Source organism: Proteiniclasticum aestuarii (genome assembly GCF_017368455.1).
Lineage (GTDB): Bacteria > Bacillota > Clostridia > Clostridiales > Clostridiaceae > Proteiniclasticum > Proteiniclasticum aestuarii.
Genome location: NZ_JAFNJU010000013.1, coordinates 23,440 through 49,978 on the forward strand (window position 1 = coordinate 23,440; position 26,539 = coordinate 49,978).

23 protein-coding genes and 1 other RNA gene are annotated in these 26,539 nt (G+C 43.7%); 5 read left to right on the top strand and 19 right to left on the bottom strand.

Annotated features, from left to right (window positions below):
• Positions 1–153: 153 nt before the first annotated feature.
• On the bottom strand, positions 154–1,599 hold the full coding sequence (locus tag J3A84_RS14130) for a MerR family transcriptional regulator (protein WP_207600695.1): 1,446 nt from the start codon (positions 1,597–1,599) through the stop codon (positions 154–156).
• A 551-nt stretch (positions 1,600–2,150) separates the two neighbouring features.
• Positions 2,151–2,819 (bottom strand): hypothetical protein, encoded by a 669-nt coding sequence (locus J3A84_RS14135; protein ID WP_207600696.1) that lies wholly within the window; start codon positions 2,817–2,819, stop codon positions 2,151–2,153.
• A gap of 533 nt (positions 2,820–3,352) precedes the next feature.
• Between J3A84_RS14135 and J3A84_RS14140 the strand changes: the two genes are divergently transcribed.
• Positions 3,353–3,661 carry an MGMT family protein gene (locus tag J3A84_RS14140; RefSeq protein ID WP_207600697.1) on the top strand — a complete coding sequence of 103 codons (309 nt, stop codon included), beginning with the start codon at positions 3,353–3,355 and terminating at the stop codon, positions 3,659–3,661.
• Between the two features lie 40 nt (positions 3,662–3,701).
• On the opposite strand, the gene J3A84_RS14145 is transcribed toward J3A84_RS14140, so the two are convergent.
• Complete coding sequence (locus J3A84_RS14145; RefSeq protein WP_207600698.1) at positions 3,702–4,169, bottom strand: hypothetical protein; 468 nt, start codon at positions 4,167–4,169, stop codon at positions 3,702–3,704.
• A 172-nt stretch (positions 4,170–4,341) separates the two neighbouring features.
• Between J3A84_RS14145 and J3A84_RS14150 the strand changes: the two genes are divergently transcribed.
• Positions 4,342–5,196 carry an aldo/keto reductase gene (locus J3A84_RS14150; protein WP_207600699.1) on the top strand — a complete coding sequence of 285 codons (855 nt, stop codon included), beginning with the start codon at positions 4,342–4,344 and terminating at the stop codon, positions 5,194–5,196.
• Positions 5,197–5,297: 101 nt separating this feature from the next.
• On the opposite strand, the gene J3A84_RS14155 is transcribed toward J3A84_RS14150, so the two are convergent.
• From J3A84_RS14155 to ssrA, 3 genes are all read right to left on the bottom strand, one after another.
• Positions 5,298–6,500, bottom strand: a complete 1,203-nt coding sequence (locus J3A84_RS14155; protein ID WP_207600700.1) for a Cif family virulence factor — start codon at positions 6,498–6,500, stop codon at positions 5,298–5,300.
• 269 nt (positions 6,501–6,769) lie between these two features.
• On the bottom strand, positions 6,770–7,297 hold the full coding sequence (locus J3A84_RS14160; protein WP_207600701.1) for a DUF805 domain-containing protein: 528 nt from the start codon (positions 7,295–7,297) through the stop codon (positions 6,770–6,772).
• 139 nt (positions 7,298–7,436) lie between these two features.
• Positions 7,437–7,787: a transfer-messenger RNA gene (ssrA, locus tag J3A84_RS14165) on the bottom strand.
• A 191-nt stretch (positions 7,788–7,978) separates the two neighbouring features.
• Between ssrA and J3A84_RS14170 the strand changes: the two genes are divergently transcribed.
• On the top strand, positions 7,979–8,608 hold the full coding sequence (locus tag J3A84_RS14170) for a GDSL-type esterase/lipase family protein (protein WP_207600702.1): 630 nt from the start codon (positions 7,979–7,981) through the stop codon (positions 8,606–8,608).
• Between the two features lie 105 nt (positions 8,609–8,713).
• Here the strand turns inward: J3A84_RS14170 and rnr are convergent, their stop codons facing one another.
• The 10 genes from rnr to J3A84_RS14220 form a co-directional block, all read right to left on the bottom strand.
• Positions 8,714–10,849 (bottom strand): ribonuclease R, encoded by a 2,136-nt coding sequence (gene rnr / locus J3A84_RS14175; RefSeq protein ID WP_207600703.1) that lies wholly within the window; start codon positions 10,847–10,849, stop codon positions 8,714–8,716.
• Positions 10,850–11,028: 179 nt separating this feature from the next.
• Entirely contained in the window at positions 11,029–13,047 is a 2,019-nt protein-coding gene (locus tag J3A84_RS14180; RefSeq protein ID WP_207600704.1) for a sodium-translocating pyrophosphatase, read from the bottom strand.
• A gap of 65 nt (positions 13,048–13,112) precedes the next feature.
• Entirely contained in the window at positions 13,113–14,093 is a 981-nt protein-coding gene (locus J3A84_RS14185) for an alpha/beta hydrolase (RefSeq protein ID WP_207600705.1), read from the bottom strand.
• A gap of 65 nt (positions 14,094–14,158) precedes the next feature.
• Complete coding sequence (gene secG / locus J3A84_RS14190) at positions 14,159–14,389, bottom strand: preprotein translocase subunit SecG (RefSeq protein ID WP_207600706.1); 231 nt, start codon at positions 14,387–14,389, stop codon at positions 14,159–14,161.
• Between the two features lie 200 nt (positions 14,390–14,589).
• Entirely contained in the window at positions 14,590–15,885 is a 1,296-nt protein-coding gene (gene eno / locus J3A84_RS14195; protein ID WP_207600707.1) for a phosphopyruvate hydratase, read from the bottom strand.
• Between the two features lie 43 nt (positions 15,886–15,928).
• Positions 15,929–17,458 (bottom strand): 2,3-bisphosphoglycerate-independent phosphoglycerate mutase, encoded by a 1,530-nt coding sequence (gpmI, locus tag J3A84_RS14200; protein WP_207600708.1) that lies wholly within the window; start codon positions 17,456–17,458, stop codon positions 15,929–15,931.
• Positions 17,459–17,532: 74 nt separating this feature from the next.
• Entirely contained in the window at positions 17,533–18,279 is a 747-nt protein-coding gene (gene tpiA / locus J3A84_RS14205; RefSeq protein ID WP_207600709.1) for a triose-phosphate isomerase, read from the bottom strand.
• Between the two features lie 13 nt (positions 18,280–18,292).
• Positions 18,293–19,486 carry a phosphoglycerate kinase gene (locus J3A84_RS14210; RefSeq protein ID WP_207600710.1) on the bottom strand — a complete coding sequence of 398 codons (1,194 nt, stop codon included), beginning with the start codon at positions 19,484–19,486 and terminating at the stop codon, positions 18,293–18,295.
• Positions 19,487–19,574: 88 nt separating this feature from the next.
• Positions 19,575–20,594, bottom strand: coding sequence for a type I glyceraldehyde-3-phosphate dehydrogenase (gene gap, locus J3A84_RS14215; RefSeq protein ID WP_207600711.1), 1,020 nt, complete (start codon positions 20,592–20,594; stop codon positions 19,575–19,577).
• A 33-nt stretch (positions 20,595–20,627) separates the two neighbouring features.
• Positions 20,628–21,668 carry a sugar-binding domain-containing protein gene (locus tag J3A84_RS14220; protein ID WP_207600712.1) on the bottom strand — a complete coding sequence of 347 codons (1,041 nt, stop codon included), beginning with the start codon at positions 21,666–21,668 and terminating at the stop codon, positions 20,628–20,630.
• 354 nt (positions 21,669–22,022) lie between these two features.
• Between J3A84_RS14220 and zwf the strand changes: the two genes are divergently transcribed.
• Positions 22,023–23,498 (top strand): glucose-6-phosphate dehydrogenase, encoded by a 1,476-nt coding sequence (gene zwf / locus J3A84_RS14225; protein ID WP_207600713.1) that lies wholly within the window; start codon positions 22,023–22,025, stop codon positions 23,496–23,498.
• A 104-nt stretch (positions 23,499–23,602) separates the two neighbouring features.
• On the opposite strand, the gene J3A84_RS14230 is transcribed toward zwf, so the two are convergent.
• The 3 genes from J3A84_RS14230 to J3A84_RS14240 form a co-directional block, all read right to left on the bottom strand.
• The gene (locus J3A84_RS14230) at positions 23,603–24,166 is read right to left on the bottom strand and encodes a GNAT family N-acetyltransferase (protein WP_207600714.1); all 564 of its coding nucleotides are present in this window, start codon (positions 24,164–24,166) and stop codon (positions 23,603–23,605) included.
• An 83-nt stretch (positions 24,167–24,249) separates the two neighbouring features.
• Positions 24,250–25,134 carry a DOMON domain-containing protein gene (locus tag J3A84_RS14235; protein ID WP_207600715.1) on the bottom strand — a complete coding sequence of 295 codons (885 nt, stop codon included), beginning with the start codon at positions 25,132–25,134 and terminating at the stop codon, positions 24,250–24,252.
• A gap of 118 nt (positions 25,135–25,252) precedes the next feature.
• Complete coding sequence (locus tag J3A84_RS14240; RefSeq protein WP_207600716.1) at positions 25,253–25,903, bottom strand: NAD(P)-dependent oxidoreductase; 651 nt, start codon at positions 25,901–25,903, stop codon at positions 25,253–25,255.
• A 248-nt stretch (positions 25,904–26,151) separates the two neighbouring features.
• Between J3A84_RS14240 and J3A84_RS14245 the strand changes: the two genes are divergently transcribed.
• Positions 26,152–26,539, top strand: a 388-nt coding sequence (locus J3A84_RS14245) for a transposase (protein WP_207600717.1), incomplete at its 3' end; no start/stop codon positions are given.

Here is a 26,539-nt window from a genome sequence, read left to right on the forward strand (position 1 = left end):
TGTTTTATCATGTGTTATGTGAAATTAGCCTAAATAAGACTTAAATTCATGACTCTACAAAGAAAAAGGAAAATTGCTTTTGTATCCCAATACTTCCTCATTGGAAAATAAAAAAATCCCTACAGATAAAACACTGTAGGGAAAAATCCAAACTTAATCATTCTTCTTAACAGAAAAATTGACTTTATAGATATATTCTTTTGCATCATCAAGAGGTACAACAAACTGTGGTGAGGTATTTTGATATCCGACCAGTTCGACTTCCGCAGACACACTGACATTATTTATGATATGGGAGAATCCTTCAGATGCGCCTTTGGAAACTACAGTCATAACCTCTTCCATCTTATTAGAAAACAGCCCGATAGTCTCTTGGGCACCTGCCATCGAAAGATAGCTAACCAGCATATGGTTATTATATGTATATAGTGTCTGCCTTTTGTTCTGAATGTTTATATTGAAAGAAATAGCATCTACTTTACCATCATCAAATGAATACAGCATCATTGGGCTTTCCATATATCCAATAAAAAGATTAGACTCTTTATCTGATGGTTCTGTCCATTGTCCTGTATCACTCAAAGAATATCCGGAAAAATCAATACCAAGCAGCTTCTGATAATACTGGAAATTCTCAGTGTATTCTTTCAGCGTCAAATCCCCTCTATGAGGTGGAAATACCTGTGCTTTGAAAGTCAGAATAAACAGTATTAGTACAAGTATTGATACTCCTCCTGCAGCAATGGAACGAAGTCTGCTTTTGTCTTTAAGATCATAGGCAAGACCTTCATCCCAATTAAGGACCTCTTCGTCGATACATAACTTATAGCATTTGAAGAGTCTGATCATCGAATAGATGGGTATCAAGAAACCCATGCCGTCCACTAGAACAAGATACGTTCTTCTCAAAGCTTCCCCATAAGATAGTTTCGTCATCTCAAAGGTCTTAATATTTAATCCAAACACTGACTTCCCAATGGTGCTTCCAGTTATCGAAATCAAGATCGGTTCAAAGATCATCATAAAAAAAACGATCATCATAACGTCTAGAAATACACCCCGCATACTCTTATTCACCAGTGGAACATGCAGATAAAATACCTGTATGCTCATCCATAAAAGAATATACAGGGCAAGATCTAAGCTTCTTGCAAAAAAACGAGTCCATGGAAGAAACACTTGGGGTAACCGGTCCTTCTTCACCGTAAAATAATCATGCTTAGAGACTACTTCTTTCTTCTCCAAAAGTTCCAGATACTCATAAGGGTTCAGCTCACTGATATGACTTCCGCTTTGTCTGATTTTCTCACAGATCTGCTGAGCATAGAGAATATCACCTTTTGCTTCCTCCAGATCCGAAACCTGTCTCTTAAGCACTTCTAGCAGTGACTTTTCATCTGAAAACAGACTTTTTACCTCATCTAGTGAAATCTGCAGGCTTCTAAGAAGCTTGATCCATACTAATTTATTTAAATCATCTTCGGTATATTCACGATATCCATTCTCTAACCGTTCGGGGTTGATAAACCCTTCTCTTTCATAAAAACGGATATTAGAACGATCCATACCAGAACGAATTTCAATCTCTTTAACTTTCAAATAGACCATCCTCCATCAGCGATTCTTTCATACAATGCGAAGTATATTTTCAATAACTTCCAATCATATTTTATGTTCTATATCAGTTATATTGTATCATAAGTACAAACTGAATTATTACAAAGTGCAATGTTTACGCCGATGGATATGTCACGGCGAACCGTACCACAAATAACGGCGTAAATTTTGCCGATAGGTATGGTAGAGAGTCACTTACCGTTACTATCGGCATACTTACAGTTTAGATAGAGAAAACTCTGACCACAACTCCCTCTTAGATTGTGCTTCTTTTACTTTAACCTCTAAAGTCAATAACTTGAGCTCTATATTTTCATGTTTTCGCTAAGACTATTTTTTCTGAAGAGTATCTCACAGTAGCTATAGAGTTTAAATCCGTACTTTTATTGACCACATACTATTTAGAAGTAATTACAAAGAGAAATAAAACCTGAAATCCAGTGTTCGCAATGGATTTCAGGCTTTATAGGTACAACTACCGGGACTTCAAGTCACATAAATAGGCAAAACGGTATATATCATAGGGAAACAAGTTATTCTTCGTACATTGATTTATATCTAGGTCTTTGATATTCTACTTCTTCTTCAATGTATTTTTCATAATCTTTGTATACTTGTGATGACACTATTTCTTCTTCACTTGTAACATCTAACTTGACCGCTCCTGTTGCAGCCGCCTGTACTATTGAGCCATCATCATTTCCTGCAGCAACTAGGATGTAATATTTATCTTCTTCAAGCATTGTATCACCTTCGAGCAGGGTAACCATATTACTTGAGGATGATATTCCACCAATCTTACTAAGTTCTACAGGTGTATTTATCTTTATTTTCCCTTTCAAATTATCAATAACTGTAATAGAATATGTAGACATTGGGATTCCAGGGTCAAGGTCTTCAGCACTGCTATGCACGTTTTTGATTTCCTCATCAACGCGTGCAACAAATACGTAATCACCATACCCCACTACTTCCCTAGGGTTTTCTATATCTATAACATTCATGCCACTTACGTATTGAATTGGCGATTCTTTTTGGGGGTTCATTAGATATTGTGTTGCAAACAATGATATACATAACATTATTATGATGATTACTAATTTTATATTTTTGGTCATCATTACCACCCTTTCTTTAATTAGAAAATAATAAAGTCTAATAATTTTAAAAAGCTGCATCATCATATACCTTCTTCTTTTCATATACGTCGAGTCTCACCACCTCCAGAACTTCCTTTATTCGATTATTTTCTTTGCTCGTGTCGTGACCTTCCATGGCAAGCGTTCAGGTTATACTCTATTGTGTCATTTTCGACTAAAGCATAGTTCTAATAAGTTAGCCGATTTTATCTTTCAATAGATTCATCTCTTTTGTCGAAAAAGGCTTGATGTTATTCTGTCCGAAGTGCACCATATCCCCTTTGTCTTTCTTCTACAGCAACCCGATGATATTGAGAAGAATGGACCAAAAGAATACCTACAGTTTTTAGCATTTTTATGTCTCCTGAAATTATTTATATATATTATAACAATCAGATATTATGAAATCAATCAGATGTTACAAAATATAAAATATAATAATCATAATCTCTTAATATATATGTTATTAATATAATCATTCGTTTTTGAAAAATTACATTGATAGAATGGATACGGTGAACCATGCCTGAAGTAACGTCATAATCATTGTATTGTATAATAAAAGAATGATGATTACTGTATTGGAGGTAATAGAAATGAAGCGTATTTTGGATGAGGCACTTATTTATGAAATACTGTCTGTGGTTGAAGAGATTCCTGAAGGAAAAGTCGCTACCTACGGCCAGATTGCCAGATTAATCGGCAGAGAGAAAAACGCTAGACTTGTAGGAAAAGTGTTGAGCATGTCGGAATTCTACGGCAGCTACCCCTGCCACAGAGTGGTCAGCCATAATGGAAGACTGGCGCCAGGTTGGGCTGAGCAAAAGTATCTTCTGGAAGAAGAGGAGGTGCCCATGAAGGATGATGCTCATGTGGACCTTGCACTGTGCCGCTGGGACTGCTGATTCAATCGCAGCGTAGTGCAAATGATTGGAAAAAGCCTTTTCAGAATTTCAGTCGAAGCATTCTGTCCAAAGCCCTTCCAATTACAATGACCAGGACCCATGAATGAAGGATGTCCGGGTGAAAGAATAAATAACCAGTGGTTGAGTTGTATTGTTCTGGTGTAAACCAGTTGTAGTTCCATGGATGAATATCCAAGGAATGAAAAAACGCTCCCCACCTGTACTTAGCTGTATAGAAGAGGACAAGAAACAAAACCAGTCCCATGAGCTTTGATATATGCAGCTTCTTGATTAGCATCTCCATTGGAAACACCACCAGTGGAATGGATCCATCGACCAGGTACATCCAGGTGCTGGCTGTCTGAATCGCATTTCTATCTATCTGCTCTCCAATGATCTGCTGCACAGTGGTCATGGAAACATCCCGACCCATGTCCAGGATCCCAAACACAGGAATCCCCATCCAGAGCTTTTTATCATATTCCGTAAAGAAAGCTTTCAGCTCCAACTACTCCTCACTAAGGCTGCACGCCAGCCTTAGTCCTGACATCCCTCCCGCCTATTCTTCCATGACCTGGATACAAGAGCTATGCTCAATTCCATAAGCAGACGCACCTATCTGAATCCGTGTATATGATATACTACATATAGAAATACATCGCTTACTATGGAGGTTGAAAATGGAAAAGAAACTGAAACTGAATGATGGTACAGATATGCCCAAACTGGGCCAAGGCGCCTGGTACATGGGCGAGAACACCAGTCGTCACCAGGAAGAAATCGATGCACTGCGTCTAGGCGTCCAAAGCGGCATGACCCTTATTGACACGGCAGAAATGTATGGAGACGGACTGTCAGAGGTTCTTGTCGGAGAAGCCATCAAAGAATTCAGACGAGAAGATCTCTTTCTCGTATCCAAAGTCTATCCGCACAATGCAGGACGAAAGAACATCTTTCACTCCCTGAAAAAGAGTCTGGAAAGACTCGATACGCCATATCTGGATCTTTACCTCCTGCATTGGCGGGGAGGCGTACCCCTGTCGGAAACCGTCGACTGCATGGAAGAGCTGAAAGCGTGTGGACTCATAAAAAACTGGGGTGTCTCGAATTTTGATACAGCGGATATGAAGGAGCTCCTCTCCCTTCCCCATGGAGATCAGTGCAGAGTGAATCAGGTGCTGTACAATCTAGGCTCACGAGGCGTGGAATATGATCTGCTTCCCTATATGAGATCCAAGGGCATTGCCCTCATGGCCTATTGCCCCTTGGCCCATGATGACAGAACCAGAAGAACAATCACAAATGAACCTGAAATCAGGAGTCTCTCTGAAAGACTGGACATCACGCCAGAACAACTGATGCTCTCCTTTCTGCTGGCACAGGAGAATGTCTGCGCCATACCAAAGGCTTCCTCCCCGCAGCATGTCAGAGAAAATGCGGATACACTGCAGATAGAATTAGGTGAAGAGGAAATGAGAATTCTGGATTCCAGCTTTCCTGCTCCGACCAGAAAGGTCTTTCTGGACATGCTCTAACCATCAATACATGTACAAGATAATTGAAAGCGACGAAAGAACCGGAAGCTGCAAGGAATTTCTACTGCAGTTTCCGGTTCTTTCCTATTGCTTTCTCTTCATCACTGAACTGCCTCTGTCTTCCCTTCCAGAATATAATTGAACGGGAGTGAAAACTGCAAATATCTGAAAAGCCATTTTCCGTTCTCTTTCACAAGTACGGCTTCAAATCTGAATGGCCATTTATACTCTTCCCCTCTGGCGTTCTCTTTGAGCATCTCTGCTATACTCCGCCGGATGCGAAACAGCTTATCCTTATCGTCCATCTGAGAACTTTCGGTTTTTTTGATGAACGCTACCAGATGTTCCAGTGCTTCGCTTTCAGTGATCACTTTTCTGAAAACACCATGGGTGGCAATCCAGATAGCATCATGGGAAGAATTGACCAAACAGTTGTCATGATCGAGTTCAAATCCCTCAAAGCAGCTTCTATGTTTTCTGATCATAGAGTCTATTCCTTCTGGATCCATATACTGAGACTGATCTGTATCAATCGCGAGCAGATCCTCTGAACTGAAATACTTCTCTCTTATGGAACTTGGATCCATTTCTTTATCCAGATAATCTTCTCCGAAATCATGAATGACGGGTTGTATGTCCTTTTCATCCATCGATGCATTATGCTCAGCATATTTCTCCAGTTTCCTCGTTTCCTGATCAAAAATCTTCTGATCATACCCGTATTCATCAAGCCGTACATCAGGAAGATGACCGACTACCGGTAGTGAAAACTGCAGCTGCCTGATTTTCCAGACACCCTTATTCTGTGTCAAGATGAAAGAGATCCGCAGATCCCATAAATAGTCTCGCACCTTGCCCTCCCATTGGCTCAATATATGCGCCAATGCCCAGTTGATGTCTGTAACCTTCATCCAATCCGGCCTTTTACTATCCAGAGATACTCCGTCAAAGCATTCTCTGATATAACCCAGGTATCCCGAATAGGCATCCTTGTCACTGGAAAAGGAATACTTCACAGAACCGGTTGTGTAGACGATGGCAGTCTCTCCAAATATAATCATCTCTGCTTCATCGGTATTCATCCTCAAGTCACCCCAATACTTCCAGTCACTGATGAATAATTCTTTCACCTCATCATAGCCCATACACCATTCACCGCTGCTTGTTCCGATCAGTACGATGTTTTCATTCTGATCAAATAATTTTTGCATGAAGGAATCTGCCTTACTGATGTCCCTCTGTATGTATCCTTCCTGAAAATAATCCAACAGTTCTCTGATTTCACCCTTGATCCGATTATTCATACGTTTCACCTCTTTTCTTTTTCTACACTTATTTACCCTTACAGTTTCATCTCTCCGTATATCTGTTATTTCAAAGTAATGATTACGTTTTCATAGTAACTTAGTATATTTGTGATGTCAATATTGCGCTTCTTATGCAGCAACCATTCAGTTACAATTAGGCAAAGAGAAAAAAATCTATTAAGCCATATGTTCCATCGAAAACATATGGCTTAATAGATTCCTTATAATAAGCTTTGTGCATTATATTGATATCAAAGTCAGCAGATTCATTCTTCTAGTGCCACGCTGGTTATTTCACTCTTTTCGGCCATCATAAATAATACGACGATCTGCCCAAATGGTACCAATAAAAATAACTGCCACCAGACACTGCGACCGATATCATTCAATCTCCGGGACCCTACAGCAAGAAATGGCACCAGGAATATGATTGCAACTATTTGATTGAGCTGTTCATGAATAATGGTTGCTATAGCCAATACAAGAACCATAAATAGAAGAAACCACCAATATTCATAGCGAGTTGCTTTACCGGAAAAGTTGGCATACTCCATAAAGCTCTTTTTGATGGACTCAACCGGTGTTTGTGGTTTCTGCTTCTTCTGCAAGATCAGTTCACTTGGATCAGCACTCAAAGCTTCTGCAATCAGTCTAAGCGACTCAGCTGATATATTACTTCCATTTTCAATTCGTTGTATTGTACGAAGACTTAATCCACTTCTTTCGCTCAATTGCTCTTGTGACCAGCTCTTATCTAGCCTTAAGGCTTTAATCTTATTCGAATTAGTTTTCATAACTTCACTCATCCTCGTTTTCATGTAATTTGAACATAGTATAGATGAAATGACCTGTAATGTCTACGACAGCAGGACGTCAGTTACCCGCAAATGGGTCTTAAAATGAAAAAAGACCGCATAAAGCGGTCAGTTTAACTGGTGGAGATGAGGGGTGTCGAACCCCTGTCCGAAAGTCGAAAAATAAGACTTTCTACGAGTGTAGCTTTGTAATTAACATTCCCTTTGGCTTAGTTTACAAGCAGACTTGGCCATTGGTAGCTTCATTTATTCCGTTTCTGAGGCAAAGCTTACTCAGACTCGTTTTTCCGCTAATCGGCGCTCTGATCCCAGGCAGCGGACATCCCGGGTAGAACGTAGCAGCTTACGCTGCTAGTGCAAAATTATCTTCTGCGTTTATGTTTTGCTATAGTTTTTTAAAGCAGGTCAATAGCATCCTTCTACTCGCTTATCAGATCTTCCATACCCCCGTCGAAGCCAATACATCCCCATGTATTGTACAATCCTTATTATACGCACTAATTCTTAAAAATCAATAAAAAACACCATACAGAATCGAAAAAGTCTTATTTTCTAAAAATTTACTCATTTAATCGGAAATAAACTGTTAATAAATATTTAACTTTTAGAAGAAATGGTGTAGAATTATAGTAGTAAAAACCCTAAACAGGTGGTGATAAAATGAAACTCTTAATCATCGGGGATAGTCTGGTAACAGGATATGGTCTTCCAGATGGAAAAAGCTGGCTGGACCTTGTAAGTGAAGAATCCAGTGAATATATTATAAACAAAGGCGTCAACGGTGACACGACCGCAGATATCCTCAACAGATTTCATGAGGATGTCATCATGCATTCACCAAAGACCGTGTTTATTCTGGCGGGCACCAATGATGCGTTGGCTGGAAGAACAGCAAACTACATCTACAACAATGTGCAGGAAATGATCAGGCAATGCATCAACAATGGCATTACGCCCATCGTACTGCTTCCGCCCTTTCTGAATGTGGAGACGGCGATAAAGAACGATCCTTCCCTGAAGGAGACTTTCGAATCCTCAGCCAACACACTGAAACGATTCAGAAGGCTCATTGAAGACTACTGCATAGACGAACATATTGACACCATAGACTTCAATCGTGCATTCATAGGTTCAGACATGGAGGAGAACCCCGAAAAATACTATATCGACGGCATCCATCTGACCGAATTCGCGCACAGAAAGATGACGGACAAATTCCTGTATAAGTACAACTACATCCTTGTGCACAAAAACCCCACAGACTACATCATCAATTATGACACCATATGATGAAGAATGAAAAATGGCGAGAACTCGCCATTTTCTTTTTTATTCGAAAAGTCCTCTCCAATCAGGCAAGATCGGAAAGGACTTTTTCTGTTTCATCATTCTAAACTATGAACTCTTCTTCTCCGAATCCTCTCCATCACTGACTTCAAAGAAAATTTCTCTGGAATCCAGATTGACGTTGGATACAAGGACTTCGATTTTCTCGCCTAGACTGAACTTCTTTCCAGAACGTTCTCCGATGAGCGTCATGTAACGATCATCATAGACATAATAATCATCATAGAGGGATGTGATGTGGATCAGACCTTCTATGGTATTGGGCAGTTCCACGAATAGACCGAAGTTGGTCACGGAGGAAATGATTCCTTCGAAAGTCTCTCCCACGTGGTTCTTCATGAACTCCGCCTTCTTCAGCGCATCCAGTTCTCTTTCCGCCTCCACAGCCACTCTCTCCATTTCAGATGCCTGTTTCGAAGCTTCTGCTACGATGGGAATCAGCTTCTTCGCTCTCTTCTCATCCAGCTCCCCATTCAGGAACTCCTTGATGATACGATGGATCTGAAGATCGGGATATCTTCTGATGGGTGATGTGAAGTGAGAATAATAGGTGGCGGCAAGGCCGAAATGCCCGATGTTTTCAGGTGCATATCTGGCCTGCATCATACTTCTTAAAAGAAGTTTCGACAGGACTGGTTCTGCAGGTTCCCCTTTCACCTTCTCCAGAATCTCCTGAAGCATTTTGGGCTGAACACCTGCGTAAAGCTTCACAGGATACCCCAGATTAAAGGAGAACTCCGTGAATGCCTTCAGCTTTTCCTCATCCGGCTCTTCGTGGATTCTGTAGATGAAGGGAACATGAGCCCAGAACATATGCTCCGCCACGGTCTCATTGCAGGCCAGCATGAACTCTTCAATCATCTTGTTGGAGATCTCTCTTGGATACAGAGAAACATCCACAGGCTTCCCGAGTTTATCCAGCGTGATCTTGCTCTCCGGGAAATCAAACTCGATGGCTCCTCTTCTTTCTCTCTTCTTCTCCAGAATATGCTGAAGCTCTTCCATGTCTCTGATCATGGGTATAAACGCTTTGTATTTTTCAAGGCTCTCATCCATTTCGCCGTTCAGCACTCTGGTCACATCCGCATAGGTTGCTCTCAGTTTGGACTCGATGATGGATTCATAGATGTCATGCTCCACCACTTTCCCCTGCGGGTCGATGATCATATCGCAGCTCAGTGTAAGCTTCGACTCATAGGGATTCAGAGAACACAGATTGTTGGACAGCTTCTTGGGCAGCATGGGAATGACCAGATCCAGAAGATATACCGATGTGGCTCTTTTAAACGCTTCCTTGTCGATGGGACTGCCTTCCTTCACGAAATGCGTCACATCAGCGATGTGGACGCTCAGCTTATAGTTGCCATTCTCCAGTCTGAATACGGAGACCGCATCATCCAGATCCTTGGCATCGGCTCCGTCGATGGTCATGATCATCTCCTGCCTCAGGTCTCTTCGTCTTTCGATCTCCTTCTCTGGCACTTCTTCCGGAATCCGATCCGTGTATCCGATGACCTCAGGGGAGAATTCTTCAGGCAGATTGTACTTCTTGACCACCGTTAGAATGTCTACACCCTTATCCCCTTTCTTGCCAAGGATTTCTGTAATAAGCCCTTCCGGATTTCTTCCTTTCTCCGGCCATTTTGTGATTTCCACCACGACCACGTCCCCGTTTTCCGCGTAGTTTCTGTTCTTCTTGTTGATGAACACATCATGATGCATCTTGGTATCTTCAGGAACCACGAAGCCGAAGGCTTTGGACTCCTCATAGACTCCAATGATCTTATTGTTCTTTCTTTCGATGATCTGAAGGACTTCTCCTTCGGCTCTTCTGGATCCGGCATTTTCTCTCATCACCTTCACCTGAACCTTATCACCATGCATGGCGGTCTTCATGGCATTCTCAGGAACAAAGATATCCTCCTTGCCTTCTCCTCTTGCCACAAAACCGAATCCTCTCTTATTCACATCAATTCTTCCTGTGTATACTCCGTATTCTTCAGGAAGGACGATCTTCTCTTTCTTGATTTTGATCACCAGGCCGTCTTTCATCAGGCCATCGATGACTTTTCTCAGTTCTTTCTTCTCATTTTTTTCCAGTCCCAGCACATTAGCCAGCTCATCCGTATTCATCGGCTTATAGCTGTGTGCGGACAGAATTTCCATGATCTTTTCTATTAACATACTTACCTCCCTGTCAGATTCACTTCAATATGAAACCTGTTTGATTTACTTCTACCATCAGTATACAGAAAAAGTGTTAACTTATCCTGAGATTTCGATAATAACTTGTATATTTTTTTATAATTTTCCTATGTGCCGCAACAGGGAGCCCAAGAAATAAGGGCTCCCTGTCTGTTTCCTTAATTGAACAGTTTAATGATGATACCGCCATATTCCAGAATCACCGGTGCAAAAACCAGAGATACGATGGACATGAGCTTGATGAGAATGTTCATGGAAGGACCTGAGGTATCCTTGAAGGGATCTCCAACCGTATCCCCTACAACGCCCGCTGTATGGGCATCACTGCCTTTTCCTCCATGCTCACCGGACTCAATGTATTTCTTGGCATTGTCCCAGGCACCGCCTGCATTGGACATCATGATGGCCAAAAGCACACCGGTGACCACTGCGCCAGCGATGAGTCCACCCAGGGTTTCAGGCCCGAAAAGAAGTCCCACCACCACGGGAATCACAACGGCCAGGACCCCAGGAAGAATCATCTCCCGTAGGGCAGCCTTGGTGGAGATGGCTACGCACCTGTCATAATCGGGTTTTCCCGTGCCTTCCATGATGCCTTCGATTTCTCTGAACTGTCGTCTGACCTCCGTGACCATCTCGTTGGCCGCTTTTCCTACGGAATTCATGGTCAGGGCAGCAAAGAGGAAGGGCAGCATTCCCCCTATGAGAAGCCCGACAAGGCTAAGGGGATTGAGCAGATTGATGCTGGTCAGCTCCACACTCTCTGCATAGGAGGCGAAGAGCGAAAGCGCCGTCAGGGCCGCTGAACCGATGGCAAATCCCTTGCCGATGGCAGCTGTGGTATTCCCCACAGAATCCAGCCTGTCCGTGATTTCTCGGACTTCCGGTGGCAGGTCTGCCATCTGCGCGATCCCACCTGCATTATCCGCTATGGGACCATAGGCATCCACAGCCACTGTGATACCGGTGGTGGAAAGCATGCCCACCGCAGCCAGGGAAATCCCGTAAAGACCCATGGTGGGATCATCAACTCCACCCATGACAAAATAGGACACCAGAACCCCCGTCACAATAAGCAGTGTGGGAATCATGGTGGAGAACATGCCCACACCCAGTCCAGAAATGATGTTGGTGGCTGAACCGCTGACGGATTCCAGCGCAATGTTCTTGACGCTTCTGAAATCCGCTGAAGTGTATACCTCTGTGATTCTACCGATGAGAATCCCCACCAGAAGCCCTACAGTTACGGCAAAGAAAGCGCTGATGGAGTCCAGCACAAGATAACTTAGAACAAGTGTACCGATGATTACAATGATACCGGCTGTATAAGTACCCATATTGAGAGATTTCTGAGGATTATTCCCTCTGCCGTTGGCAGCGATGTAGATCCCCGCTATGGAGGCTATGATTCCTATGGACGTGAGCAGCAGCGGAAAAACCGCTCCGAACTTATCCAGAACAATGTATCCTAAGGTGACGGAAGAGATGATGGACCCTACATAGGATTCAAAGAGATCCGCACCCATACCAGCCACATCTCCCACATTATCGCCCACGTTATCCGCAATGACTGCTGGGTTTCTGGGATCATCTTCCGGAATATGCGCTTCCACCTTGCCCACCAGATCCGCGCCCACATCCGCAGCTTTGGTGAAGATTCCTCCGCCCACACGGGCAAAGAGCGCAATGGAAGAAGCACCTAATGCGAAGCCTGTGAGACTGGACGTATCGTCTGAAAATATGCTCAGAAGAAATCCGATACCGATGACCCCAAGACCCACGACGCTGAGGCCCATGACCGCACCGCCTGAAAAAGCGATTTTCAGCGCTCTGCTCTGGGAATGTCTGGCCGCTTCCGCTGTTCTCACATTGGCTTTTGTGGCTACGGTCATGCCGAAAAAACCGGCAAGAATAGAGAAAACCGCCCCCAGAACAAAGGCCATGGCTGTTTTAAGGCTGATGGCGAAAATGAGAATGAAAAAGACAGCGGAGATGAACACACTAAGATACTTGTACTCGCTCTTAAGGAAAGCCAGGGCTCCCTTATGAATATACTCAGAAATCTCACGCATGCGTTCATTTCCGCTGTCATAGCCTGCTATTTTCTTTGCAAGAAGAAATGCGATACCGACAGCAATTACCCCGATGAATCCCGTAACAAAAAAAACTGTTTCCATAAAAACCCCCCTGCGTTTCACAAAACCTTTTAATTGTATGAATATTCTTTCATGTTTAAATGGTATTATAAACCAGCGATGAATTCAATGACTTTCTTCATGAATTCTTCACTTAAAGGCAGATCCGGATCGCTGTAGGTGGCAATGTTTCCTTCCAGATCTTCCGGTGCATCCTTCAGCACATGATTCATGCCTTCAATGATTTCAAGCTTTGACCCTGTTGCTGCCTCATGGAGAATCCGGGCCTCCTCATATGGAATCTGGATGTCTCTGTCCCCATGAAGAATCAGAACCGGATCCTTGATTCCTGAAAAGATCTTCACCGGGTCATAGGAGAACCAGGAAATGAGGTAAGGCTGTACGCTAGGCCTGAAGAGATTGAAAAGGCTCACCGGAACTTCCGGAACCATGTTCCCTTTCACAAGTTCTCCCACTATGGGTACGCTCATCTCATAGGCTTCCTGAGACTGGGCTTTCAGCTGCGCAAGAAGCAGCTCATGGGCTTTCTGAGCCGTACCCGAAACCGCAATCAGTGCATCGCAGTCCGTGGAGATGGAGCAGGCTTCTGCTGCAATGAGCGCACCCTCACTGTGTCCGAGAAGAATGATTTTCTCAAATCGGCTATCCCCCTTGAACTTGCTGACCCAGGAAAGCACATCATTGATGGCGTCATGAAAATCCATATCGCTTTCCTTCTTTATGAGATCCCTGCTCTCCCCGATTCCTCTTTTGTCGTAACGGAGACTGTAGTACCCCGCTTCAGAAAGCGCTTCCGCGATCATCAGAAGATTGTTGTTTTCTCCTGCCTGGGGATTGTTTCCGTTGCGGTCCGTTGGCCCTGAGCCTGGTACGATGACCACAAGATTCCCCTTTCCTTCTTCCATGGGCCACATGAGGCTGCCTTTCAGTTCTCCTTCGTCAAATAGTACCGAAACGTTCTCTTCCTGATATCTGTCATCCACCAGATGAACCGTCTCTTCCTTTTCGCCACAGGATACCGTCAGCATAAGAAATGCCACGGCGATTATGAACAGTGATTTTTTCATTCTCCTCTCCCCCCTGAATTCATCTGTAAAAAAGCAAAATGCTGCCTATCACTAGGCAGCAAAATTTAAATCAGATTCATTGCGATGGTATTGATTGCAAACAGAACTGCTACAATGACAGTCAGTTTTTTTAGGAATGCTTCTCCGGTTCTTCCACGATTCTTTGCAAAGAAAGATTCCTGTGAGCTTCCACCGGTCAGTCCCTTCAGACCATCGGATTTACTCTGCTGCATCAGAACCAATGCGATCATGATGATTGCAAGTATAAATTCAACTACGATTAAAACAGTTTCCATACTATCCCTCCTGATTATCTAACAACTTATTTTATCATACTTATCCTGCCACCACAATAAGTATACCCATTCAGGCCAATTTATTCTTCCTCATCATAACATATAAATGCCATGGGGCCAAATACTTTTCAAGAAGAAGACACCTCCATGAAGGAAGGTGTCCATCTTGTCTATTCTGTCTAAATGAGTATCCGGATCGGCTATTTCTTCAGGTTGAAGAATCCGCTTAATCCTCTGTACTGAGCCACTTCATCCAGCTCTTCTTCGATTCTGAGAAGCTGGTTGTACTTGGCAACTCTTTCACTTCTTGCAGGTGCTCCGGTCTTGATCTGACCAGCATTCAGTGCTACAGCCAGATCTGCAATGGTTGCATCCTCTGTTTCACCGGATCTGTGTGAAATAACCGCAGTGTATCCTGCTCTGTTCGCCATTTCGATGGCATCCAGGGTTTCTGTAAGGGAACCGATCTGGTTCAGCTTGATCAGGATGGAGTTTGCCACACCAAGATCAATACCTCTCTTCAGTCTTTCCACGTTTGTAACGAACAGATCGTCACCAACCAGCTGAATCTTACCACCAAGCTTTTCAGTCATAAGCTTCCAGCCATCCCAGTCTTCCTCAGCCATACCATCTTCGATGGAAATGATTGGGTACTTTTCAACCAGTTCTGCATAGTAGTCCACCATCTCTGCTGGTGTCAGCTTTCTGCCTTCTCCTGCCAGGTTGTACATTCCGTCTTCGAAGAATTCGGATGAAGCTGGGTCAAGAGCGATAAACATATCCTTACCAGGTGTGAAGCCGGCCTTCTCGATGGCTTCGATGATGATCTGGATCGCTTCTTCGTTGGAATTCAGGTTTGGAGCAAAGCCACCTTCATCGCCTACACCTGTAGCCAGTCCCTTGCTCTTCAGGATACCCTTCAGAACATGATAGGTTTCGGAACACATCTGAATGGCCTGTGAGAATGTTTCAGCACCCAGTGCCATAACCATGAATTCCTGAAGGTCTACATTGTTGTCTGCATGGGATCCACCATTGATGATGTTCATCATAGGTGCTGGAAGTGTCTTCGCATTCACGCCACCGATATACTGGTAGAGTGGAAGTCCAGCTGAACCAGCTGCTGCCTTGGCCACTGCCAGAGATACACCTAAGATGGCGTTGGCACCAAGGTTCCCCTTGTTCTTTGTTCCATCCAGCTCGATCATCAGTTTGTCGATGAGAATCTGGTCGAATACGTTCAGTCCTATGATTTCTGCAGCGATTTCATTGTTCACGTGCTCTACAGCCTTCAGAACACCCTTTCCGCCGAAGACATCCTTGTCTCCATCTCTCAGTTCAACGGCTTCGAACATACCTGTTGAAGCACCTGATGGTACAGCTGCTCTGCCCACGGTACCGTCTTCAAGGTATACTTCCACCTCAACGGTTGGGAAAGCTCTGGAGTCCAGAATCTGTCTTGCGACAACGTCAATGATTTCTACGTAATTTTTCATGAATGAATTCCTCCTTGGAATATCTATATATTTTATTTTGGGATTACTTAAGCAGGGAGTGTCCGGTCATTTCCTTAGGGATTTCAAGACCCATTTCTTCCAGCATGGTTGGTGCCAGATCCGCAAGTCTTCCACCCTCTATGAGCTTCTTTTCAGGGTTGTTCGTCACATAGATCAGCGGTACCGGATTTGTGGTATGTGCAGTCATGGGACCACCAGTTTCATAATTGATGAGCTGCTCTGCGTTCCCGTGATCCGCAGTGATGAAGACCGTTCCGTCTTTTTCCAGGACCTTGTCGATGACTCTCTTCATATACATGTCGATGTCTTCAAGGGCTTCCACGACGGCTTTCATGATTCCAGTATGACCCACCATATCAGGATTCGCATAGTTCAGAATCACCAGACCGTAGTCTTCCTGATCCATGGCTTCCACGACTTTCTCAGTGATACCTTCTGCGCTCATTTCCGGTTTCAGATCATAGGTGGCAACTTTGGGAGAAGCCACAAGAATACGATCTTCACCAGGGTTTGGCACTTCGACTCCACCATTGAAGAAGAAGGTCACGTGGGCATATTTTTCCGTTTCTGCAATTCTCAGCTGCTTGATGCCCTTATCGGAAACGTACTGACCGAGGGTATTGCTGAAATCAGTAGGACCATAGGCTACATGCACATCTTCCAGTGTATTGTCATACTGGGTCAGTGTCACGTAGGTGAGGTCAAGGGGCTCTCTGTCAAAGCCTTTGAAGACCTTGTCATTCAGCGCTCTAGTCATTTCTCTTCCTCTGTCTGGTCTGAAGTTGTAGAAGATTACAGAGTCTCCGTTTTTGATGGTTGCTGTTGGTGAACCTTCTTTTCCTATGACAGTAGGCAGGACGAACTCGTCCGTGATCCCGTTCTTATAGGTTTCCTCCATGCATGCCACTGCAGATTCCTTGTATTCTCCTTTTCCGTGGACCAGAACATCGTAGGCCTTTTCAATTCTCTCCCATCGATTGTCTCTGTCCATGGCATAGTATCTTCCGCTGACCGATGCAATCTTCCCTGCACCTACCTCGGAGAAATATGCTTCCAGTTCTCTGACAAACTCGATACCTGATGTAGGTGATACGTCTCTGCCGTCCATGAATCCATGAACGTAGATGCGATCCAGACCTTTGTCCTTTGCAAGTTTGACCAGTGCTTTAATGTGATCGATGTGGGAATGTACGCCTCCATTGGACAGCAGCCCAAGAAGATGCAGGTCTCCCCCGTTTTTTAAAGCATTATCCACCGCAAGATTCAGGTTCTCGTTGGAGAAGAAATTGCCTGTCTCTATTTCATGGGTGATTTTTGTAAGTTCCTGGAAGATGACTCTTCCAGCACCGATATTCATATGCCCTACTTCGGAGTTTCCCATCTGTCCTTCAGGAAGCCCTACAGCAAGTCCTGAAGCCTCAATGGTTGTATGAGGATAGTTTTCCCAGTAGTAGTCATAATTCGGTTTTCTGGCAGCCTTGACGGCATTACCAAGTTCGTTGTCTGTTAAGCCGAATCCATCCAGGATCATCAGCATTACAGGTTTTTTCATGAATATTCCTCCAGTTTGTCTTCAATTTCCTGCTAAGTTTCCTTAGTCATCAGGAAGCATCTTCTGTTCTGATGCTAGAACTTGACGATTTTTGAGAAGTCCTCTGCAAGAAGACTTGCTCCGCCAACCAGCGCACCGTCAATATCAGACATCGCCATCTGTTCCTTGATGGTGTTCGGTTTTACGGAACCGCCGTACTGAATACGTACTTTGGAAGCCACACCGGCACCATAGAGCGTACTGATCATGTCTCTGATCTGTCCGATGGTTTCGTTCGCCTGCTCACTGGTCGCTGTCTTACCGGTACCGATGGCCCAGATGGGTTCGTAGGCGATGACAGTATCCTGTGCATGATCAGCTTCCACATCCAGGAATGCCTTATTGATCTGGTTTGTGATGACATCCTTCGTTGTGTCTGCTTCTCTCTGCTCCAGAGACTCTCCAACGCAGAGTATCGGTTTCAGACCATGACGATAAGCGGCCTTCAGCTTCATGTTCACTGTTTCATCCGTTTCATTGAAGTACTGTCTTCTCTCGGAATGACCGATGATCACATATTCCACACCAAGATCTGTAAGCATGGAAGGAGCGATTTCTCCTGTGAACGCACCCTTTTCTTCAAAATGCATGTTCTGGGCGCCGACTTTCACGTTGGTTCCCTTCAGCTCTTCCACTAAAGCGGGAAGCTGTATGTATGGAGCACAGATAACCACATCGGCTTCTGCGTCTTTTACGAGTCCCTTCAGTTCATTGGCCACTTTCACGGCTTCCTTCACAGTGTAGTGCATTTTCCAGTTACCCGCGATGATTGGTTTACGCATAGTAAAATCCTCCTTATTTGTCATTTAAAGCAGCGATTCCAGGAAGTACCTTTCCCTCAAGGAATTCCAGTGAAGCGCCTCCACCGGTTGAAATATGAGTCATTTTATCCCCGAATCCGAGAATATTCACAGCAGCAGCGGAGTCTCCTCCACCGATGACCGTCGTCGCATCGGATTCAGCCATGGCCTCAGCCACCTTAATGGTTCCTTTTGCGAAGTTATCAAATTCGAATACCCCCATAGGTCCATTCCAGATGACAGTCTTCGCATCCTTAATGGCATCCGCATAAAGCTTCGCGGTCTTTGGTCCGATGTCCAGTCCCATGCAACCGTCCTGGATGTTTTCATCCTCTGTGGTCACAGGCTCTGCATCTGCACTGAACTTGTCTGCTACAACATTGTCTACTGGCAGGAGCAGCTCCACGTTCTTCTCTTTCGCCTTTTCAATCATTTCCTTGGCGTAGTCAATCTTATCTTCCTCCAGCAGGGATGTCCCTACTGTGAAGCCCTGAGATTTCAGGAAAGTGTAGCTCATACCACCACCGATGATTAAAGTATCCACTTTATCAAGCAGTGCATTGATGACATTGATCTTGTCTGATACTTTGGCACCGCCGAGAATGGCAACGAATGGTCTTTCAGGCTTGTTCACCGCTTCTCCGAGGAACTTGAGTTCCTTGTTGATCAGGTATCCTGCCACAGCTGTGTCCACAAATTTTGTGACACCTTCAGTGGAGGAGTGTGCTCTATGTGCTGTTCCGAATGCATCGTTGACATACACGTCACACAGTCCTGCCAGATCTCTGGAGAACGCTTCACCGTTTTTGGTTTCTTCTGCTCTGAATCTTGTGTTCTGAAGCAGAACCACATCTCCATCTTTCATTTCCGATACGGATTTCTTTGCATGCTCACCGACTACGGTGTCATCTGCAGCAAAAGCTACTTCCTTGTTCAGGAGTTCAGACAGTCTTTTTGCTACAGGTTCCAGTGAAAACTTCGCATCTGGTCCCTTCGGTTTTCCCAGGTGGGAACAGAGAATCACTCTCGCACCATTTTCCATGAGATACTTGATGGTTGGAAGCGCCCCCAGCAGTCTGTTCTCATCGGTGATCTTCCCCTCCTGCAGTGGAACGTTGAAATCACATCTTACGAGCACTTTCTTGCCGGAAACCTTGATGTCTTCTATGGTCTTTTTGTTATAGCTCATTAATTTCACCTCATTGCTTTCATATCCTGAAAAGGCCTGGCCATATAGCCAAGACTATTAGACCAGACCTTTATAGTATTAGATGTTACTACTTAGCATCTACCTTGGCAGCATATGCTACAAGGTCAACCAGCTTGTTGGAATAACCCCATTCATTGTCATACCAGGAAACCAGCTTCACGAAGTTGTCATTCAGTGAGATTCCAGCTTCTGCGTCAAAGATGGATGTTCTTGCATCATGGATGAAGTCTGTTGAAACAACAGCGTCTTCTGTGTATCCAAGAATTCCCTTCAGCTCATTTTCTGAAGCCTTCTTGACTGCAGCTTTGATTTCTTCATAGGTTGCAGCCTTTTCCAGTCTTACTGTCAGGTCTACAACAGATACGTTGATGGTTGGCACTCTGAAAGCCATACCTGTAAGTTTTCCGTTCAGTTCTGGAATAACCTTGCCAACTGCCTTTGCAGCACCTGTGGATGATGGAATGATGTTTGCAGATGCAGCTCTTCCACCTCTCCAGTCCTTCTTGGAAGGTCCGTCAACAGTCTTCTGTGTAGCTGTTGTGGAGTGAACAGTTGTCATCAGTCCTTCTACGATTCCGAAGTTGTCATTGATGACCTTAGCCAGTGGTGCCAGACAGTTTGTTGTACAGGAAGCGTTTGAGATAACGGTCATATCGCTTGTGTACTTGTCTTCATTTACACCCATTACGAACATTGGTGCATCAGCTGATGGTGCGGAAATGATAATCTTCTTTGCGCCACCCTTAAGATGCGCTTCTGCCTTTTCCTTTGTGGTGTTGATACCGGTACATTCAAGAATATACTCAGCGCCTACGCTCTTCCAGTCGATGTCTCCTGCCTGCATTTCTCCGAAGACCTTGATCTTTTCTCCGTTTACGATGAGGCTGTGGTTTGCTTCGTCAATTTCCACTGTTCCCTTGTATCCGCCATGTACGGAATCATACTTGATCATGTATACCATGTAGTCAAGATCGATGAAAGGGTCATTGATACCTACCACTCTTACGTCTGGGTTTTCCAGAGCTGCTCTGAATGCAAGTCTACCTATTCTACCAAAACCATTTACTCCAACTAAAACTTCTGCCATTGTTGAATCTCCTCCTAAAATCTGTTTATTTATTTAAAACTCATTATATTGAGATTTTAATATCGATACGATTTTCCTTGCTGCTCCCTCATCTGTGATGAGTACAGCGTTTCTGTTATGCAGTCTTACAGCTTCAATCGCTTCCGCCTTTGAAGAACCGCCTGTTACAGCAATCATATGCTGCACATCTTTGAAATCATCCAGACAAATCCCTACAGAATTGATCCTTCTGATGCTTTTGCCTGATTTCCCGAAATAAGTTCCGAAGGCTTCGCCCACAGCACCTTCTTCCAGAAGCTTTGTGATTTCCTCTTCTGATAATCCACGTCTTGCAGCCATTTTGTCCGCACGTCCGATACCAAGTACAAGTATCTGGGTATTACGTATGTAATCTACAACCTCTCTGATTTCCTTCTCCTTCAGCAGAACCTCCAGGGATTCGTTGCTCAGATTGTCCGGAACATTCAGGAGCTTGTAATTCGCACCTACCTTTTCCGCCAGCGCTGCTACCACATTATTGGACTGAATGTCTATGATCCGTCCAAGACTGCCTCTCGCAGGAACGATGAGATTGTCTCGAAAATCCATCTTCGGAAAACTGTTGACCATTTCCTTGATGGTGCTTCCGCCTGTCAGAGCGATGATGTCCTTGTGCCTGATGACACTGGACAGATACAGCGCCGCAACATTGCCAAGCTCTTTCTTGACATTGGGATCCTTGTCCGAGTCCCCCGGGACTACAATGATTTTCTTGTACCCCAGTTCCCTCTTCAGGATGCTTTCCATGTCATCCAGACCTTTGATCTGAGAAACCAGTTCTCTGAGATTGCTCAGCATTTCAATTCCCTTATCCGTGAGCGTCACACCCGGAATGGAAACATCGATGAAATCCATGGATTTAAAGAAATCCAGATCTCCTCTGACGATCCGCTCACCCAGTTCGAGTTTCTGGGATAAAGTCCTTCTGCCGATGGGCTGATGATTGAAGATGGTTCTCAAAATGTTGTACCTTCTTTCAAGAAGAGCGGTTGCCTCAGGAATAATTTTCTGCTGTATCTTTAAAAAGCTATTCACTAGATTTCACCCCTTGGCCATTTTTGTCCCACCGTATTCAAATTTGTCCCACATGTATATTATACTCCATGTGCTTCCATTTTAAAATAGATTTATTGAAAAAAAGAGGCATATCGTGTAAACAGATTATTAACTATACTCCTTAGTTGTTAATATCTTGAACTGCAATGTAATGGAAAAGAAAATATGAAGTGTATCCAATTTTCCTGCTGAAAATTGTCCCACCGCCTCTATCCTGACTTCAAATATTATTAACATCTCTTTTTCTCTGCTATGATATAATGAATCATTGAAAAGACAATAAAAATCACAGTCTTAGAGACTGTTTTTCAGTGATATTTGGAGGTCAGCGAAATGAATACAGACATAGACAGCAGTACGAATAAATCAAAAACTACCATGGTCATCTTCGGTGGAACAGGAGACCTGACTCACAGAAAGCTTATCCCGGCACTTTATCAGCTGCATATCAACGGCTTTCTTCCAGAGGATTTCACAGCCATCTCCATCGGAAGAAGAGATAAAACCACAGAGGAATATCGGGAAGACCTGTTGTCATCCATCAAACGATTCTCCTCTAGAAATTTTGAAGAAGAAAGCTTTGAATCCTTCAGCAAAATGATCACCTATTACAGGCTGAACTTTGAGGATCAGAGTGACTATGAGGATCTTCGCAGGGAACTGGAATCCCGAGATAAAGAAGGCGTGAGAGACAGCTATATGTTCTATCTCGCCGTATCTCCCAGCTACTTCAGTGAGATCGTCCTGAATCTCAAAGCAAGTGGAATACGGGAAAAAGATTCTCTCTGGCAGAGACTGGTCATTGAAAAGCCTTTCGGTCAGGACCTGGAAAGTGCAATCAGACTCAATGATTCCATATCCAGTGTATTCGATGAGAAAGACATCTATCGTATCGATCATTATGTGGCCAAGGAAATGATCCAGAACATCAATATGCTGCGGTTCCAGAATGCCATATTCGGTTCCATCTGGAATAAGGATCATATCAGCAACGTTCAGATCACCGTTCTTGAAAAGGAAGGCGTAGGCACCCGTGGGGGATACTACGATGGCACAGGAGCACTCAGAGACATGGTACAGAACCATCTTCTTCAGCTTCTGGCAATCACAGCCATGGAACCTCCAGTAAGCCTCGACACAGATGATGTAAGAAACGAGAAGGTGAAAGTATTCAGCTCCCTGAAGCCTTTCACAGGTGAACATCTTGATGAGAAGCTGATTCTCGGGCAGTACAGGGGATACCAGGACGAAGAGAAGGTGGATCCGGATTCCGGTACTGAAACTCTGGTGGCTACTAAAGTATATATCGAGAACGAACGCTGGGAAGGGGTCCCCTTCTATCTCCTTACAGGAAAGGGTCTTAAGAACAAGACCGCGCAGATCACCATCGAGTTTAAGCAGAGCAACCGATACAACTACGGTAAAGTATCCGAACCCAACATTCTTGAAATCAAGATTCAGCCTGATGAAGGCATCACGCTCCATCTGAACATCAAAGAACCTGGGGTGGTGGATAAAATCGCCATGGTGGAAATGGACTACTGCCAGAGCTGCCTGTACCTCTTCAATTCACCGGACTCCTATGAAAAGCTGCTGCTGGACGCCCTCAACGGAGACTCCACCCTTTTCACACGCTGGGATGAACTCCAGCTCACCTGGAAATATGTGGACTCCATTCTGGAGAAAGTCAATGAAAGCAGGAAATCCATGCTGAAGGCCTACGAAGTAGGTTCCAACGGACCAGAGGATCTTTCCTCCTTCATTGATTCAGGTGCAAATCACTGGTGGTATCTCAACAGAGAATACTGATTCCTTAGAAAAAAAGATAGAGCAGAAGCATCAAACGGATGATCCGTTGATCGCTTCTGCTCTTTCAGCTATTACTGTAATTATTCGGACATCCACATGAACCGCTATATTGTTTTAGCCATCAATACCCCATCTCTATACTCGTCATCGTGCAATTCCATATCTTTAATTATCTTCAGTTTCCTGAAACCGCATTTCTCATAGCAGCGAATCGCTCTTTTATTCCATGTTTGTGGAGCAATAAGCAGAAGTTCCGCCTTCTTTTCTGAAAAAAGATATTCAGACAGCAGTACTATCGTATGTGAACCAATGCCCCGATTCCAGTAATTCTTATCCCCAATAACAATATCCATTCCATAGGACCGGATGAATTTACTTCGATCTATAACATCACATTCATGGTATTCGTCTGTTTCAGTTTCATAAAACTGAACGAATCCTATTGGATATTTCTCGTATTCTATTATGCCGACAGCAACTGGATCTAATCCTCTCGCTCTTTCCTGAAACTTTTCCAGCACCATTTCATAACTGAATGGTTTTGTTCTTCTTTCATAATATTCACATACATCCAGATCAGAAAGCCACATCATCAATAAAGAATAATCATTCCTGCAATCTCTCAGATGCCGTATCATTATTTTTTCATCTTTAATAATCACTTTCATTATTTCACCTCAACAGTTGTAATTTAACATCACAAAGAGAAGACAAGCGTATTCTGATAAGCTTATCTTCTCTTTTCAGCTCTTTATTTCAAAGTTAGCTCAGGTAGTGCGATCGTTGTGACAACCGGATCTCCGTTGATGTATCTGAAGGCTCCGAACTCATACCTGTATGTGAACCCCTGCTTATCTTTCATGATCACTGAAAACTGAATGGTATCCAGCTCATTCGCTTCGATTTTCAGGTCGTGAACATGACTTTCATAGACCAGCTGGTCAGGGTACTTCTCATCGGAAGTCTTCATCGGGATTCTCTCCAAAACGATGCCGTTCTTTTCCACCACCATGTCTGATTGTATGAGATCGATGCTCTTGCTGGTGGAGAATATCACCTCCGCATCATAGGAAGCTCTCAGCTGTGCGGTATCCTCATTATAGGCTGATGTGAAGTCCAGAAGATTGAACGCTGTGTCTGCAATGTATTTTCTATAGATTTCCTCTTCATCCACCAGATTTTCCAGTCTCTTTTCTCCGTACTTCTCCACCAGAAGATCGATCCTTACGGGTTCCAGCACATTGATTTCCCGGTCCACGGTATAGGTCGTGTCATTGAGAAGATGCGCTTCCACAAGAATCGCTTCCTCACCGCCAGCTTCAACAGCCGCATATACTTTTGATGTGGAGTCCATGGACTTCAGTTTAAAATCAATATGCAGCATAGCCGTCTTCTCGTCATTGTCCATGAGTTCTGATACCGTCCAGTTCACATCCTCCAGAATAGACTCTGCAAAGCCTCCGCTTTTCACGGCCTCTTCCACAGCGCTATCGATATTGTCTTCCAGATACTGCAGTCTGTTTGAATTTCTGGTTATACCTTTGTTCATCTGTCTCACTTCTGAGATCAGATAAACATTCAGTACAATGGAGAAAAACAGAAACACTGACATCACTGTCATCGCTTTCTTATTCAATTCTCCTGTCCCCCCTTGTCCCCGTTATTATTAAGTCATTTTTATTCTACTATCATATTTTCTCTATACATATACGATTATACAGTATTTACAGGTGACATCAAAGCTAATTTTAAGTTTAATACGCGACGGTCACTCTCTGGTTTTCAATGGACTCGTCACTGATGAGATCCACCACAGCGGAAGCAAAATCTTCTGCAGTGATATAGGACATTCCTGCTTCGTCTTGAAGCAGTTTGTCTTCTGTACCGAATCTGTAGTGTCCTCTCTTCTCGTCGGGTTCAATGATCTCAGCTGGGCTGATGTTGATCCAGTTGAATTTCTTTCCCTGAAGACTTCTGTAGATGTCAAGAGCTCTCTCATGAATCTTCGAGATTGCTTTTACAGATTCCGGGAAATCCTCTCTGTCCATGAGCTTTCTTCCATCTGGAAGCAGAAGACTTCCTGCCCCCCCCACCGTTATGAGCTTCTTCACTGCCGATTTTTCGGCAATCTTTATGAGATTCTCCGTTGCTGTAAGAAAGCTTTCCAGATCATTGGGATCCGGGCTGATGGCGCTGATCAATACGTCATTCTCCAGGGCCAGCACATGACCTGATACCACCTTTTCGTTCATGACATCTCCGTCACAGGCAATGATCTGAGGGCTTCCTGGAAGTTCGAAAGGATGTCTCGAGATGGCTGTGATCACGTAACTTCTTTCAATGAGTTCCATGAGCACTCTCGATCCGATCATTCCTGTTGCACCTATTATAGCTATTTTCTGCATATTTCCTCCTATGGTCCCTTAGGACACTATGATAATAATTCTCATCTACATTCTAGACTTAAGATTCATATTTGTAAACAAAAAAGACATGCAAAGAAAAGAGGCCACTGAAAAAGTCTAATAAATCAGATCTGAGAAATCATCTCAGGTCTTTTTTCATTCTTATTATTTATCACATATCTATTGAATATATTATAAATATATAGTATAATTAGCATATGGAAAAGTATACCCTTGTGAGGTGCTTTATGATCAAAAATCAGTTCGAAGTCTTAAGAAGTCAGTACACCACGCTCTATGATTTAATCATCCCTAAAGACCATATGTTGAGAAGAATCAACGAGGAAATCGATTTTTCGATGATCGAAGATGAGCTTATTGATAAGTACTGTTTGGATAATGGAAGAAATGCAATCCCTCCTATGCGTTTGATCAGGTATCTGATTCTGAAGGAAACCTATACGTTATCAGATGTCGATGTCGTAGAACGTTCCATGTATGATATGTCCTTCAAGTTCTTCCTGGGGCTAGCCCCAGAGGATCCAGTCATCAATCCGAGTACGTTAACGAAATTTCGAAAGCTGAGACTAAAAGATACGGATATTCTTACAAAGCTTGTAAATCTCAGCGTAGGAT

What these genes read in the sequence shown, in the direction of transcription:
- J3A84_RS14135 (WP_207600696.1), bottom strand. Translation starts at nt 2,819, where the DNA reads ATGAAAAGAAGAAGGTATATGATGATGCAGCTTTTTAAAATTATTAGA.
- J3A84_RS14140 (WP_207600697.1), top strand. Translation starts at nt 3,353, where the DNA reads ATGAAGCGTATTTTGGATGAGGCACTTATTTATGAAATACTGTCTGTG.
- J3A84_RS14150 (WP_207600699.1), top strand. Translation starts at nt 4,342, where the DNA reads ATGGAAAAGAAACTGAAACTGAATGATGGTACAGATATGCCCAAACTG.
- J3A84_RS14155 (WP_207600700.1), bottom strand. Translation starts at nt 6,500, where the DNA reads ATGAATAATCGGATCAAGGGTGAAATCAGAGAACTGTTGGATTATTTT.
- J3A84_RS14160 (WP_207600701.1), bottom strand. Translation starts at nt 7,297, where the DNA reads ATGAAAACTAATTCGAATAAGATTAAAGCCTTAAGGCTAGATAAGAGC.
- J3A84_RS14170 (WP_207600702.1), top strand. Translation starts at nt 7,979, where the DNA reads ATGAAACTCTTAATCATCGGGGATAGTCTGGTAACAGGATATGGTCTT.
- rnr (WP_207600703.1), bottom strand. Translation starts at nt 10,849, where the DNA reads ATGTTAATAGAAAAGATCATGGAAATTCTGTCCGCACACAGCTATAAG.
- J3A84_RS14180 (WP_207600704.1), bottom strand. Translation starts at nt 13,047, where the DNA reads ATGGAAACAGTTTTTTTTGTTACGGGATTCATCGGGGTAATTGCTGTC.
- J3A84_RS14185 (WP_207600705.1), bottom strand. Translation starts at nt 14,093, where the DNA reads ATGAAAAAATCACTGTTCATAATCGCCGTGGCATTTCTTATGCTGACG.
- secG (WP_207600706.1), bottom strand. Translation starts at nt 14,389, where the DNA reads ATGGAAACTGTTTTAATCGTAGTTGAATTTATACTTGCAATCATCATG.
- eno (WP_207600707.1), bottom strand. Translation starts at nt 15,885, where the DNA reads ATGAAAAATTACGTAGAAATCATTGACGTTGTCGCAAGACAGATTCTG.
- gpmI (WP_207600708.1), bottom strand. Translation starts at nt 17,458, where the DNA reads ATGAAAAAACCTGTAATGCTGATGATCCTGGATGGATTCGGCTTAACA.
- tpiA (WP_207600709.1), bottom strand. Translation starts at nt 18,279, where the DNA reads ATGCGTAAACCAATCATCGCGGGTAACTGGAAAATGCACTACACTGTG.
- J3A84_RS14210 (WP_207600710.1), bottom strand. Translation starts at nt 19,486, where the DNA reads ATGAGCTATAACAAAAAGACCATAGAAGACATCAAGGTTTCCGGCAAG.
- gap (WP_207600711.1), bottom strand. Translation starts at nt 20,594, where the DNA reads ATGGCAGAAGTTTTAGTTGGAGTAAATGGTTTTGGTAGAATAGGTAGA.
- zwf (WP_207600713.1), top strand. Translation starts at nt 22,023, where the DNA reads ATGAATACAGACATAGACAGCAGTACGAATAAATCAAAAACTACCATG.
- J3A84_RS14230 (WP_207600714.1), bottom strand. Translation starts at nt 24,166, where the DNA reads ATGAAAGTGATTATTAAAGATGAAAAAATAATGATACGGCATCTGAGA.
- J3A84_RS14240 (WP_207600716.1), bottom strand. Translation starts at nt 25,903, where the DNA reads ATGCAGAAAATAGCTATAATAGGTGCAACAGGAATGATCGGATCGAGA.